Annotated in this window: 11 protein-coding genes; 3 read left to right on the top strand and 8 right to left on the bottom strand. The window is 55.7% G+C overall.

The window, feature by feature from the left end; translation table 11 throughout:
• Positions 1-237: 237 nt before the first annotated feature.
• Both RAL88_RS20290 and rpoZ read right to left on the bottom strand, forming a co-directional pair.
• A complete protein-coding gene (locus tag RAL88_RS20290) occupies positions 238-2,481 on the bottom strand; it encodes a bifunctional (p)ppGpp synthetase/guanosine-3',5'-bis(diphosphate) 3'-pyrophosphohydrolase (RefSeq protein ID WP_306265994.1) in 2,244 nt (747 codons plus the stop codon).
• A 144-nt stretch (positions 2,482-2,625) separates the two neighbouring features.
• Positions 2,626-3,015 (bottom strand): DNA-directed RNA polymerase subunit omega, encoded by a 390-nt coding sequence (gene rpoZ / locus RAL88_RS20285; RefSeq protein ID WP_306265993.1) that lies wholly within the window; start codon positions 3,013-3,015, stop codon positions 2,626-2,628.
• 353 nt (positions 3,016-3,368) lie between these two features.
• Between rpoZ and RAL88_RS20280 the strand changes: the two genes are divergently transcribed.
• Complete coding sequence (locus RAL88_RS20280; RefSeq protein WP_306269772.1) at positions 3,369-4,040, top strand: uracil-DNA glycosylase; 672 nt, start codon at positions 3,369-3,371, stop codon at positions 4,038-4,040.
• A gap of 45 nt (positions 4,041-4,085) precedes the next feature.
• Here the strand turns inward: RAL88_RS20280 and smpB are convergent, their stop codons facing one another.
• Both smpB and dapA read right to left on the bottom strand, forming a co-directional pair.
• Entirely contained in the window at positions 4,086-4,565 is a 480-nt protein-coding gene (gene smpB / locus RAL88_RS20275) for an SsrA-binding protein SmpB (RefSeq protein ID WP_306265991.1), read from the bottom strand.
• Positions 4,566-4,590: 25 nt separating this feature from the next.
• Positions 4,591-5,475, bottom strand: a complete 885-nt coding sequence (gene dapA, locus RAL88_RS20270) for a 4-hydroxy-tetrahydrodipicolinate synthase (RefSeq protein WP_306265990.1) — start codon at positions 5,473-5,475, stop codon at positions 4,591-4,593.
• Between the two features lie 360 nt (positions 5,476-5,835).
• On the opposite strand from dapA, the gene RAL88_RS20265 reads away from it, so the two are divergent.
• Both RAL88_RS20265 and RAL88_RS20260 read left to right on the top strand, forming a co-directional pair.
• Positions 5,836-7,887: a lytic transglycosylase domain-containing protein gene (locus tag RAL88_RS20265; protein WP_306265988.1), complete on the top strand. Its 2,052-nt coding sequence runs from the start codon at positions 5,836-5,838 to the stop codon at positions 7,885-7,887.
• A gap of 4 nt (positions 7,888-7,891) precedes the next feature.
• Positions 7,892-8,890, top strand: coding sequence for an alpha/beta fold hydrolase (locus tag RAL88_RS20260; RefSeq protein ID WP_306265986.1), 999 nt, complete (start codon positions 7,892-7,894; stop codon positions 8,888-8,890).
• Between the two features lie 82 nt (positions 8,891-8,972).
• Here RAL88_RS20260 and RAL88_RS20255 read toward each other — a convergent pair whose 3' ends face one another.
• From RAL88_RS20255 to cysD, 4 genes are all read right to left on the bottom strand, one after another.
• A complete protein-coding gene (locus RAL88_RS20255) occupies positions 8,973-9,569 on the bottom strand; it encodes a hypothetical protein (protein WP_306265984.1) in 597 nt (198 codons plus the stop codon).
• A gap of 272 nt (positions 9,570-9,841) precedes the next feature.
• Entirely contained in the window at positions 9,842-10,669 is an 828-nt protein-coding gene (gene cysQ, locus RAL88_RS20250; protein ID WP_306265982.1) for a 3'(2'),5'-bisphosphate nucleotidase CysQ, read from the bottom strand.
• Positions 10,666-12,561: a sulfate adenylyltransferase subunit CysN gene (gene cysN / locus RAL88_RS20245; RefSeq protein ID WP_306265980.1), complete on the bottom strand. Its 1,896-nt coding sequence runs from the start codon at positions 12,559-12,561 to the stop codon at positions 10,666-10,668. The genes cysQ and cysN overlap by 4 nt, the downstream gene beginning before the upstream one ends.
• The gene (gene cysD / locus RAL88_RS20240; RefSeq protein ID WP_306265978.1) at positions 12,561-13,466 is read right to left on the bottom strand and encodes a sulfate adenylyltransferase subunit CysD; all 906 of its coding nucleotides are present in this window, start codon (positions 13,464-13,466) and stop codon (positions 12,561-12,563) included. The genes cysN and cysD overlap by 1 nt, the downstream gene beginning before the upstream one ends.
• Positions 13,467-13,481 lie beyond the last annotated feature (15 nt).

The following is a 13,481-nucleotide window of genomic DNA, read 5'->3' as shown; positions in this document are numbered from 1 at the left end:
GAATCTGGTTTCAGGTAAAAAATGCCGGGCGAAAAACAGGTCCATAACTCTCTGAAACCGGGATTTTCCGCCGAACCTGCGACCACTCTCACCAACAACAGGCAAAATGATGGCGGTGGCAAATTTCTTGCCGGGGGCAACATAGTTCTGCAGAGCACAAGCAATGCTGAAAACGTCCAGATTTTCAGCTTGTCGCATTGATGGTTCCTTTCTGACTGGCTCGTATCTGCCGGTTCGTCACTCACTGATCCTCTCGACAAGCGACACCATTTTCAGATCACGCACCTCATGTATGATCCGCATCAGATGTTTCAAATCCCAAACTTCCAAATCAATTGCCATTTCGGTGAAATCATCCGCGCGCTTGGTCATTTTGATATTGTCAATATTGCCGTCAGTCTCACCCACAATATTTGCAACTTTGGCAAGTGATCCGGGCTCGTTGATCAGCGACACGAACAGGCTGGCCGGAAAGCGTTCATTGCTGGCCGGATCGACATCCCACTGAACGTCGAGCCAGCGGTCGGGTTCCTCGTCAAACCGCATCAGGCTTTGAGAATGGATCGGATAGACTGTGATGCCCTCGCCTGGCGTGATAATGCCGACGATGCGGTCTCCCGGAACAGCACCCCCGCCTGGAGCAAAATGGACGGACAGATTTCCGGCCAGTTGACCGATATTCAGCATATTTCGGTCTAGATTGCCAGTGTCCTCACCGGTATCAAGGCCGTTGGGCAGGCGGAAACGCATGGCCCGATTGGTTTCCAGACTGAACCAGCCTTCACTTTCCGGCAAAGGCTTGATCATGGCCCGGTTCTTCTGAAATTCGGGAAAAATGGTCTTCATCACCGTATCAATGCCAAGGTCCCCTTCCCCCAGGGCTTCCATCAGATCCTCCCGGTTGCCGCGTTTCAATGTGCTGACGGCCTTGTCTATCAGGTCCGCGTCAAAGCTGTGATCGACCGCACGGAAGCCCCATTCCAGCATCTGCCGGCCGAGTGAGACGAATCTTTCACGCTCAATCGCACGGTTGGCCCGGCGGATGGCTGACCGGGCGCGGCCGGTGACCGCGATCTTCTCCCAGGCAATTGGCGGTGTCTGGCCCGATGACGTCATGATTTCAACCTCATCGCCATTCTTCAAAGTGCTGGCAAGTCCGATGATCCGGCCATTGACCTTACAGCCAACGCAGGTATTGCCCACATCGGTATGCACAGCATAGGCGAAATCAACCGGCGTCGCGCCGGTTGGCAGCGCAATCAAACGGCCCTTGGGAGTGAAGCAGAAGACCTGATCGTGAAACAGCTCAAGTTTGGTGTTTTCCAGAAATTCTTCAGCAGTACCCCCGGTTGAAAGTGATTCAATTGTGCGGCGCAGCCAGGAATAGGCGTTTGATTCAAAAACGACTTCGCCGATGCGCTCTTTGACGACCACCGGATCCTTGTAAAGGCTGTGGGCAGCAATTCCGTATTCTGCAATCTGATGCATCTCTTCAGAGCGGATCTGCAATTCAACCCGTTCCCGGGCCGGTCCGACCACTGTGGTGTGAATCGAGCGGTAATCATTCTGCTTCGGCACGGAGATATAATCCTTGAACCGGCCGGGAACCAGCGGCCAGGTGGTGTGGATGATACCAAGAACGGCATAACAACTAGTCTCGTCAGCGGTGATGATCCGGAAGCCCAGAATATCCGGCAATTGCTCGAAGCTGATCGATTTGCGCTCCATCTTCTTGAAAACGGAGTAAGGCTTTTTATGGCGGCTGGTGACCCTGGCGCGGATGCCGGCCTTTTGCAGCCGTTGGTGGAGTTCCTGCTCGATCTTCTCTTTGACGGTTTCGTTTTGCTCGGAAAGCTCCTTCAGCTTCGAGCTGACGGCATTATGGGCTTCGGGATTGCTGTGGAAGAAGGCCAGATCCTCAAGTTCCTCCCGCATGTCCTGCATGCCCATCCGGCCCGCCAGCGGGGCGTAGATATCCAGGGTTTCCTGCCCGATCCGGACGCGTTTCTCCGGTGCCATATGGTCCAGAGTGCGCATATTATGCAGACGATCCGCCAGCTTCACCAGCAAGACCCGGACGTCGTCAGAAATCGCCAATAGCAGTTTGCGCAGATTTTCCGCCTGCTTGGCTTTCTTCGAGACCTCCTGGCGGGAATCCAGATTGAGTTGCTTGATCTTCGTCAGGCCATCGACGAGACGGCCGATTTCTCCGCCGAACAGATCGTCAATTTCATCGCGGGTTGCATCGGTGTCTTCAATGGTGTCGTGCAACAGGGCAACGGCAAGGGTTGCATCATCCATCTCAAGTTCTGTGAGAATGGCCGCAACTTCAAGGGGATGGGAAAAATAGGGATCGCCAGATGCACGCTTCTGTTTGCCGTGCTTCTGCATGGCGTAAATATACGCCTTGTTCAGCAAAACCTCATCGGCTGCCGGATTGTAACGCTGAACGCGCTCGAGCAGTTCAAACTGACGCATCATTGGCGTCCAAACACCTTTTCATTCCCACAATTGACGGCAGGCATCCGCTTGCCTTGTAACATTGTGCAATTGCGAAAAGGTTACAAGATAAAGCCGCTCCGGAGTTTGTTCCGGCGCGGCTGAAAGTCTTAAATACCGAACTGTTTAATCGTCTGAACGCTCCGGCGGAACCAGGCCTTCCAGACCGGCCAGAAGATCATCTTCCGACATCTGGTCAAACGTCACTTCCGGCTGGTCACCGTTTGCAGGCGCGGCTGCCGAGGTGTGTTCCAGCATCGGTACCGGAGCAGATTCGGGCTCATCCACTTCAACATATTTCTGCAGAGAGTGGATCAACTCTTCCTTCAAATCATCCGGTGAGATCGTCTCATCTGCAATTTCGCGAAGCGAAACGACCGGATTCTTGTCGTTGTCGCGATCAATGGTCAACTCCGAACCGGTGGAAATCATCCGGGCACGGTGAGCAGCCAGAAGCACGAGATTGAAACGGTTTTCGACCTTATCGACGCAATCCTCAACGGTTACGCGTGCCATGATATACTCCTTGTATGGGAATTAAACGCCGATATACGCGCCCTGTATGTCAATTGCAAGGCATGTTGATGTGGCGCAAGTCTTTCAAGATGTTTGCCTGGCCAATAAAGAATGTAATCGTGTCCCGAAAGCGGCGAAAAATCTGGTCGAGACATCCCGGCGGTGCAAGATCAAAGACAGACTGTCCATGTAGGTTGCCGTCCGAGCCAGGCAGTCCTAGCTAACCGGCACTGACCGGAAAGCAATTTGAAGTCGGGTCTTGAAGACCTACCGCCGACGCGATACCGATAGCAATATCAACAGAGAGCCGCTTTCCGGGTCCCTATGTGTCACGAGGAGCCGCCCTGTCCATCATGATTGCCGATCCGAACACTGCGACAGACCCTGAGCGTGACTGCCCGCGATGCCCCCGGCTGGTGGAATTTCGCGAGAAATGGCGCGCCGCGCATCCGCAATGGCACAATGCGCCGGTTGCGACCTTCAGCGCAGCCGAGCCGCGGCTGCTGATCCTGGGTCTGGCGCCGGGAATCAGAGGCGCGAATGCCACCGGACGGCCCTTCACGGGAGATTATGCGGGAGATCTTCTCTACGCGACTTTGAAAAAATTCGGATTTGCCAGCGGTGACTATCAGGCGCGGGTTGATGATGGTCTGACACTGATCGATACCGCCATCACAAATGCGGTGCGTTGCGTGCCGCCGGACAACAAGCCGGTGGGTGCGGAAATCAATGCCTGCAGGCCGTTTCTGCAGAACACGCTGCATGCAGATAGATCCATTCAGATCGTAATGGCGCTTGGCCGTATTGCCCATGAAACCTTTTTGCGGATGATGGGCCTACGGCTGGCGGCCTATCCGTTCAGTCATGGTGCGATTCACAACTTGCCGCAGTGGCAGTCCCGTTCGTTCACGCTCGTCGACAGCTATCACTGCTCGCGTTACAACACGAATACACGGCGGCTGACGCCAGAGATGTTTGAAGCTGTGTTTCAGGATATTCGCGATCTCGTCGACAGGGGCAGTTGACCGGAAACAGCAACAGGCAATGGCAATTTGCCGGATAAACCAGCTTCAACCGTAATTCTTCAGTAACCGGCTTTTTTCCCGATTCCAGTCACGTTGTTTCTCGGTTTCGCGCTTGTCGTGGCTTTTCTTGCCTTTTGCCAATGCCAGCTCGACTTTGACCAGACCACGTTCGTTGAAATAGGTTTTGAGCGGCACAATGGTCATGCCCTCGCGCTGAATTCCGTTCAGCATCCGGTTGATTTCGCGCCGGCTCATCAGCAGCTTTCGCGGCCGCCGCGGTTCATGATTGTTGCGGTTGCCTTCGGTATATTCGGGAATATGGAAGTTGAACAGAAACAGCTCGTTGCCATTCGGCCCGGCATAGGATTCCTGAAGATTGGCGCGGCCATTGCGCAGCGCTTTGACTTCTGTTCCCAGAAGCATGATGCCGGCTTCGACCACATCACCGATTGCATAATCAAACCGCGCCCGGCGGTTGTCGGCAATGATATTGCGCTTTGGCTTTTCAGCCTGTTTGGCACTCACGGCAACATTCTTCCAGTCTTTGGGGCTACAGCAATCCGGCGTGTTGCATTGCAGAGCGGATTTCAGCTCGGGTGTTTTCGGATGCGGGCACCATGGGCAGACGCAAGTCCTCGCCGCATATATCTAGGAGCGACAAGGCGTATTTGCTAGGCGCAGGATTGGGTTCGATAAAGAGGGCTTTATGCAGCGGGTATAATTTATCCTGAAGCTCCAGCGCGCGGGCATAATCCCCTGCCAGACAGGCGTCCTGAAATTGTGCACATAAAGCGGGGGCAACATTCGAGGCAACTGAAATGCAGCCATGTCCGCCATGGGCCATATAGCCGATGGCGGAGCCGTCTTCTCCGGACAATTGAAGGAATTTGTCACCCATCGCAAGACGCTGATCGCTGACGCGTGTGACATTTGCGGTGGCGTCCTTGACCCCGACAATATTGGCGCATCCGTCGAACAGGCGCTTCATGGTCTCTACCGACATATCCACCACGCTGCGCGGCGGAATATTATAAATGATGATCGGAATGTTGATCGCATCATTGATCGCCTTGAAGTGCTGGTAAAGTCCTTCCTGGCTGGGCTTGTTGTAATACGGCGTCACCACAAGAACCGCATCGGCACCTGCACTTTGCGCATGTTGGGCAAAATCGATGGCTTCGACAGTATTGTTGGACCCGGCACCGGCAATCACTGGAACGCGGCGGTCGGCCAACGCAACAGTCTGAGTTACTACCCGCTTGTGCTCGGCATGAGTAAGGGTCGGCGACTCCCCGGTTGTTCCCACCGGCACCAGACCATGTGTGCCCTGATCGATCTGCCAATTGACGAGGCGCTCCAGGCCCTTTTCATCCAATGCTCCACCTGGAGAAAATGGAGTCACGAGCGCTGTCATTGAGCCTTTAAACATGGTCATTTCCGTTGTTGGATGCGGCCCTGATGAAGAAACCGGCTTGTCATGGTCTGAAAGTGAACGGGACCATAGAGGGGCGATCCTGTTTCTTCAAGCGCTTAGGAACAGTGCAAGCGTCGCAAACACGCCACACAAGCGTAACTTTGTGCTGCAAATGACAGAAATTTACCCCAATTGTCTGGTTTCAAAGCCTCGGTTAACAATTTTCAGCTACAATCAACCACACAGAATCTTTCGTTGAAAAGGGCTCTAGCGCCAATGTATCACCGTACGGCTTCAGAACACTCGATTCACTCTGCGTCGAAACGCTTCCCTGTGCATCCTTTGCGACTTGTATCGCTGTTACTGTTATCCTTGGTGACAGTGCACAGTTCTGCGTCCAGCGCCGCGCCTCAGGCGGATACAATTGCCAGCCTGATTACAAGTTCCAAAATACCGCTGCCCAAGCCGCGACCGGCGGATGCACCCAAATCACTGTTGTCCTATCTTCCGGACATCGCATCCGAGTTGCCGAAAGTGGCCGCCCGCAAGGGCAAGTTGAAAGATGCGCTGGAGGCCGTCGACAAGAATGACATTCTCGATGCCCTGGCCGTACGCGCCGGCATGAGTGATCCGGTGGACAAGGCTATTCTGACCTGGCGTCTGATACGGTCCGGAGATCCCCTGATACCGTATGACATGATTGTGGAATTCCAGACCCAGTACAGTGATTTTCCTTTGCAATCTACCATGACCAGACGGGCTGAAGAGGCTCTGGCGCGGCAGAAGCTGGGAAGCAATCTGGTTCTGTCGGTGTATGGAAATGTCAATCCGATTTCAATTCAGGGCATTATCCAGAAATCTGAATCCCTGATGGCTGCGAACCGGACCAGTGAAGCCGCCAGTCTGGTGCGGGAGCTTTGGAGGACAAGCCGGCTGTCATCTTCATTTGAGAAGGAAATCACGACTAAATTCAAGAGCATCCTGCGGGAAAGCGACCACAAATGGCGCACCGACATGCTGCTCTACCGCGAGTTGACTTCCGAAGCTCTGCGGGTCGCCGGACTTGTCAGCAAGGATTATGTGGTTCTGGCCAAAGCCCGCCAGGCGGTTATTCGCCGAACAAAGGCTGCGGAAAGCCTGAAACAGGTGCCTGCAAATCTGCGCAAGGATCCCGGTTATATTTTTGCCAAGGTCCAGCATCTGCGGCGTACCAACAATCCGCGGGATTCAGCCGCGCTTCTGCAAACAGCGCCATCGGATCCGGAGTTGCTGGTCGATCCGGATGAATGGTGGGTCGAACGGCGGCTGGCGTCGCGGGAAATGATGGAACTGGGTCGTTTCCAGCAGGCCTACGATATTGCTGCCGTTCATCGTGGCGGTTCGCCTGCCACAGTGGCAGAAGCTCAGTTTCATGCCGGATGGTATGCCTTGCGGTTTTTGAAGAAGCCCAAACTCGCCAAACCGCATTTTGAGAATATTGCCAAAATTGCCACCAAACCGCGCAGCATCGCAAAGGCCTATTACTGGATGGGCCGTGCCGATGAGGCCATGGGTGATACGGCGCAGGCCAGGCAGAATTTCCAACGGGCAGCGCGTTATCCCACGGTATTCTATGGCCAGTTGGCCAATGAAAAGATTGGCAGCGCGAGCCTGTCCCTGGCGGACAATCCAAAAATCACCCAGGAAGTCCTGCAACGCTATCAGTCCCGCATCCCGATCAAGGCGATCAGCCGGTTGATGAATATCGGGCGGGAAGACCTGGCCGGAACCTTTGCCCGGTCTCTGGCGCAGACCCTGACAGATCCGGCAGAAATCGTATTGCTGGCGCAATTTGCCGAGAGGACCAAGCAGCACAGGCTTGCCCTGCAGATCGGCCGGCTGGCCGAGGATGAAGGCCATGAACTGCATATGTTAGCGTTCCCGGTGGCGGCAATACCTACAAAAACACAGGTGCCACGCACGGTCGGCAAGGCGCTGGTCTATTCCATCGCCCGCCAGGAAAGCGGCTTCAATCCAACGGCTGTCAGCGGTGCGGGCGCGCGCGGATTGCTGCAGCTGATGCCGGCAACCGCGAAAGAAGTCTCGCGCAACCTGAAACTGAAATATTCCCAGGCGCGGCTGACCAGCGATCCGGCCTATAACGCAACTTTGGGCGCGGCCTATCTGGAACAATTGCTGGCGGAATATAATGGCTCTCTGATCATGACATTTGCCGGCTACAACGCTGGCGGTACACGCGTGCGCAGATGGATGAAAGCCTATGGCGATCCACGCAAAATGCAGGTTGACGACATTGTCGACTGGATAGAGACGATCCCCTTTACCGAAACGCGGGCCTATGTGCAGAAAATCATGGAAAACACACAGGTCTATCAGGCCAGACTGCGCGAAGGCAGACTGAGCCTCGCCAAAGATCTGCGCCGGGGCGGATAATTGTATGGCGGATGTGGATGACGGCGACGCAGGCGCGCAGGAAGATGCGCGCCCTGACGATACTGATGCCGGGAACGACAGGGCTGCCGCCATATCTGATGTGCCCGGCGCATCTGCTTCGGAATGGCGTGATGTGTTTCTCCACGCTCAGGACGGGATAGAACTTCATGTCAGAGTGTATGGCGAAGGCCATGCAAATATCCCGGTGGTGTGCCTGCCCGGTCTGACGCGGAACGCCAAGGACTTTCACGACATTGCAACCTTTCTGAGCATTGAGGCCAGTCCTGCCCGCAAGGTGATTTCGGTTGATTACCGGGGCCGTGGCCTGTCGCAACCGGATCCGGACTGGCGCAATTACACAATCGAGCAGGAGGCCAATGACCTGCTCACAACGCTGGCGCGATTGAACGTCGAGCATGCCCATTTCATCGGTACATCGCGTGGCGGCCTCATTTTGTTCGCGCTGACGGCGATGCGGCCCGGCATCATGAAATCGGTGGTCCTGAATGATATCGGTCCGGTTGTGGAAGCAAGCGGTCTGGCGCGAATCAAATCCTATTCCGACAATATGAAACCGCAGGACACAATCGAGGAAGCTGCGGCCTATATGCAGACGGTGCACCACCGGCAGTTTCCAGCGCTTGATGCTGACGGCTGGCTGAAGCTGGCGCGGCAACTTTACGTGCAGGGCAAGAAGCGTGCCGAGCCGGATTATGACAAACGCTTGCTGAAAAGTTTCGACTATCTGGATCTCAGCCTGCCGCTGCCGACAGTGTGGCCGCAATTCGCCGCTCTAAAACATTTGCCAACCTTGGTGTTGCGTGGCGAGCGGTCCGATATCCTGACGCGGGAAACGGTGGATCAGATGAAAAAAGCCCACCCGGCAATGGTGGCAAAAACTATCAAGAGCGAAGGGCACGCTCCGCTGTTATGGGACAGCAGCACCCAGAACGCGATTCTGCAGCATCTCAATCGCGCTGAAACACTGGCAAGCCAGGACTGATCCAGCCTTGGCCAGCCCGTCCCGGGGTATGCCACTGAGATGCCCGGGCCGGGACATGCCAATTAGATGATTGTGACCCGTTTCAGACCGTGCGCTTGGAAAATTCCGTATCGCCGCCGGAGGCCAGAACCTTGGCCTGCTCAATCCAGTCTTCCCGTTCAATGCGGCCCGGAAACGACAATTCCTTGCCGATCCACTCAGCCTGGGCCGAGGTCCAGTTGCCGATCTGGTCAAAATGATAGATGCCGAAAGCATTGAGTTTTTTCTCGTTGGAAGGCCCAACTCCCCTGATGCGTTTCAGATCGTCAGCTGTGCCATCGCGCGGACCGTCCAGACGTTCCGGCTTGCCAGGGTCTTTAGCTGCAACCGGCTTTGCCGGTTTTGCCGGTTTGGCCGGGCTGGGCGTTGCAACAGTGCTGGCCGCGACCGGCGCAGCTTTACCCGGCATCGTTTTATCCGGCTCTACTTTCGCTGTTGAAGCGGTTGTGCCGGCCGGTTTGGCAGGTGTCGTCCGGCTCGGAGCGCTTGCAGCGGACCCGGAGGCGGTGTGTGCAGATGATGTTGCTGAAGCGGTCGCCCCGCCCTGCTCTGCCTGTTTCTTTGACCACCACCAGCGGGCAACCAGCCAGCCAATGACAAAAAACAGAATATAGAGCAGTATCGCCGAAATCGAGAACATGGCTCCTATCCCTTCCTGTCAGGTGATTGCGGACGTGTGGTCCAACCAGCGTAATATCCGGCCGCCAAAAAAATCAGCGCCAGAATCCAGGTTCCAAATGTAAATCCCATCACAGCCTAAATCCCCTTAAAACAGTGAAACATCGCCGACAGCACCGTATCAACACCAGAGGATTGAACATCGCACGCCGTTCGTCAACTGCCACGTCTCCGGCAGGGCGATTTGCCGGCCCGGTTTCGGATGCAACAGCCCCGCAATCGCTTGCGAGACTATTAACTCTGGCGGTGGCCCATGGAGATAAAGAAGGGGTTGGCAAAGGGCTCATCATGGCTCTGCTGCTGTTTGCCATAGGCAAAGGCCGAGCCGTCGGCGCAGGTTGTCGATCCGCCTGCAGCGCGCAGCACGGCATCACCAGCCGCAGTATCCCACTCCATGGTGCGGCCAAAGCGCGGGTAGATATCGGCATCGCCTTTCGCCAGAAGGCAGAATTTGAGAGATGAACCGACCGAAACGCAGTCCGTGATGTGACAGGATTTCAGAAAAGCGTCGGTTTCTTCGGTTCGGTGTGAGCGGCTGGCGACGGCAATTTCCGGTCTGGCTTTGCCACTGACTTTTACAGCGACCTTCCGGCCAATGCGGCCTTGTACCACCTCGGTTTCGGTTGCTGTTGTGCCAAATCCGGAATACATCGCGCCGCGCACCGGTGCATAGACGGTGCCCGCGACCGGCTGACCATCCTCGATAAGAGCAATGTTGACGGTAAAGTCAGAGCGCTGATTGATGAATTCGCGCGTGCCATCCAACGGATCAACCAGGAAAAACCGCTGGCCGACCGTTGCCGTCATGTGCCCGGCACAGACTTCCTCTTCGGCGACCACCGGAATATCGGGATAGGCCGCGCGCAATCCGGCCAGAATGATTTCTTCAGCGGCGTGGTCAGCGGCGGTCACCGGAGAATTGTCCTGCTTGATCTGCGTCTCGCAGCCATCTTCGTAGAATGGCATGATGGCCGCTCCGGCCTTCAGAGCCAGCTCTTCAAACATGCCGATCATGGATGCCAGCGCCGCTTCGCCGAGTTTTTCCTGCTGTTTACCCGTCATGCCATAATTCCTCTGGCGCGCAGAGCCTCTTCGAGCGTGTCGAGCAATTCAGCAGGTGTCCGGCCCGATGTTTCAAGATGAATATCCGGGTTTTCGGGAGCTTCATACGGCGAATCGACGCCAGTGAAATTCTTGATTTCGCCGCGCAAAGCCTTGGCATAAAGCCCTTTCGGATCGCGCCTCGCGCATTCTTCAAACGGCGTATCGACGAAAATCTCGATGAATTCGCCCTCTTCCAACATATCACTGACCAATTGCCGTTCCGCTCTGAATGGCGAGATAAACGACACCAGCGCAATCAGTCCGGCCTCGACCATCAATCGGGAAACCTCGCCAACGCGGCGGATGTTCTCCACCCTGTCTTCTTCGGTAAAGCCAAGATCACGGTTGAGGCCGTGACGTACATTGTCGCCGTCCAGAATGGTGCTGTGACGGCCTTCTGCCAAAAGTTTCTTTTCCAGCAGATTGGCAATGGTCGACTTGCCGGACCCGGACAGGCCGGTAAACCACAGAACGACGGCTTTCTGGCCCTTCTGGTCGCTCCTGGTTTTCTTGTCGACATCGATTGCCTGCCAGTGAACATTCGAAGCGCGGCGCAAGGCATGGACGATCATGCCGGCACCGACAGTGGCATTGGTCAGCCGGTCGATCAGGACAAAAGCGCCGGTCGCACGGTTTTTGGCATAAGCATCAAAGGCTATCGGTGACTGGCTGGAGAGATGGCAATAGCCGACTTCGTTGAGCTCCAGGCTTTTGGCCGCCTCATGGGCAAAGCTGTTGACATCGATGCGATGACGCAGATCGTTGATCGATACGGTGGAACTGTCGGTTTCGGTGCGCAGAATGAACTGGCGACCCGGCAGCATGGCGTCTTCGGCAAACCAGACGATATTCGCGGCAAACTGGTCGGCAACCTCGGGGCGGTCTTCCGGAGCGACCAGCATGTTGCCACGCGAGACTTCAATCTCGTCCTCCAGCACCAGCGTCACCGCCTGGCCTTCAGCAGCTTCATCCAGATCACCATCCATAGTGACGATGCGTTTGATGTTGCTGGTTTTTCCCGATTTGGCGACCACCACCGTGTCGCCGGGTTTTACCGTGCCTGCGGCAATTGTTCCGGCGAAGCCGCGGAAATTCAAATCGGGACGCACAACATATTGCACCGGAAAACGGAAAGGCCCCTGAATGCGCTCAGATTCGAATTCCACTGTCTCCAGATGTCCAAGCAGCGTCGGGCCATTATACCAGTCCATATTCGGCGAGGGCGCTGTGACATTGTCGCCGTAGCGCGCCGACAACGGGATCGGCGTAATGCTGGCAAAGCCCATATCAGCCGACATGGCGCGGAAATCCGCATCGATCCTGTCAAATACGGACCGATCATAATTGACCAGATCAATCTTGTTGACCGCGACAATGACATGGCGAATGCCGAGCAGCGAGGCAATAAAAGTGTGGCGGCGGGTCTGGGTGAGAATGCCCTTGCGCGCATCGACCAGCACCACGGCAACATCCGCCGTCGACGCGCCGGTGGCCATGTTTCTGGTGTATTGCTCATGACCGGGCGTATCGGCGACGATGAATTTGCGTTGCGATGTTGAAAAATAGCGATAGGCCACATCGATGGTGATGCCCTGCTCGCGCTCCGCTTCCAGGCCATCAACCAGCAGTGCCAGATCAATGTCTTCGCCGACCGTGCCCCATTTGCGGCTTTCGCTTTCCAGAGTGGCCAGCTGATCTTCATAAATCAGCTTGGTGTCATAGAGCAGACGGCCGATCAGGGTGGACTTGCCGTCATCAACCGAGCCGCAGGTGAGAAACCGCAGCAGGGTTTTCTGTTCCTGTTCGGCCAGAAACGATTTCAGAGCGGCGGGCGTGGCAAGGCCGTCCATCAGAAATACCCCTCGCGTTTTTTCTTCTCCATGGAACCGGCTTCATCGCGGTCGATCAGCCGGCCCTGCCGCTCCGATGTGCGGGCGACCAGCATTTCGCTGACAATCGCTTCCAGTGTATCGGCATCGGATTCAATGGCACCGGTCAGCGGATAGCAGCCAAGGGTGCGGAAACGCACCAGCTGATTGCGCGCGCTCTCACCCGGCTTCAGCTGCATGCGCTCATCATCCTTCATGATCAGCATGCCGTCGCGCTCGACCACCGGGCGCTGGCGGGCAAAGTACAGCGGCACAATCGGAATGTCCTCCAGCAGAATATATTGCCAGATATCCAGTTCGGTCCAGTTGGAAATCGGAAACACGCGGATCGATTCCCCCTTCGCCACACGGGTGTTGAAGATCTTCCACATTTCCGGGCGCTGGTTTTTCGGGTCCCAGCCATGCTGGCTGTCGCGGAATGAGAAGATGCGCTCCTTGGCGCGGCTTTTCTCCTCGTCGCGGCGCGCGCCGCCAAAAGCCGCATCAAAACCGTATTTATCCAGCGCCTGACGCAGTGCAGCGGTTTTCATGATGTGGGTATGAGTGTTGGAGCCGTGATCGAACGGATTGATGCCCTGGTCGACGCCATCCTGATTGATATGCACCAGCAGCTCGATGCCGAGGCGCTTTGCGGTTTCATCGCGAAATTCAATCATTTCGCGGAATTTCCACGTCGTGTCGACATGCAGAAACGGAAATGGCGGTTTGGCCGGATAGAAGGCTTTCATCGCCAGATGCAGCAGCACTGAGGAATCCTTACCGATGGAATACAGCATCACAGGATTTTCAAACGAGGCTGCGACTTCGCGAAAGATATGAATCGCTTCAGCTTCGAGGCGTTTGAGATGAGACAGTTTCTGGGACATTTAACCACGCTTTTG

The sequence above is a fragment of the Pararhizobium sp. IMCC3301 genome, from assembly GCF_030758315.1.
GTDB lineage: Bacteria > Pseudomonadota > Alphaproteobacteria > Rhizobiales.
This window is presented reverse-complemented; position numbering and strand designations above follow the sequence as displayed.

Coding starts and splice junctions, on each gene's coding strand:
- cysD (WP_306265978.1), bottom strand. CDS start 13,466: ATGTCCCAGAAACTGTCTCATCTCAAACGCCTCGAAGCTGAAGCGATT.
- rpoZ (WP_306265993.1), bottom strand. CDS start 3,015: ATGGCACGCGTAACCGTTGAGGATTGCGTCGATAAGGTCGAAAACCGT.
- RAL88_RS20255 (WP_306265984.1), bottom strand. CDS start 9,569: ATGTTCTCGATTTCGGCGATACTGCTCTATATTCTGTTTTTTGTCATT.
- dapA (WP_306265990.1), bottom strand. CDS start 5,475: ATGACCATGTTTAAAGGCTCAATGACAGCGCTCGTGACTCCATTTTCT.
- cysQ (WP_306265982.1), bottom strand. CDS start 10,669: ATGACGGGTAAACAGCAGGAAAAACTCGGCGAAGCGGCGCTGGCATCC.
- RAL88_RS20290 (WP_306265994.1), bottom strand. CDS start 2,481: ATGATGCGTCAGTTTGAACTGCTCGAGCGCGTTCAGCGTTACAATCCG.
- RAL88_RS20280 (WP_306269772.1), top strand. CDS start 3,369: ATGATTGCCGATCCGAACACTGCGACAGACCCTGAGCGTGACTGCCCG.
- RAL88_RS20260 (WP_306265986.1), top strand. CDS start 7,892: ATGGCGGATGTGGATGACGGCGACGCAGGCGCGCAGGAAGATGCGCGC.
- cysN (WP_306265980.1), bottom strand. CDS start 12,561: ATGGACGGCCTTGCCACGCCCGCCGCTCTGAAATCGTTTCTGGCCGAA.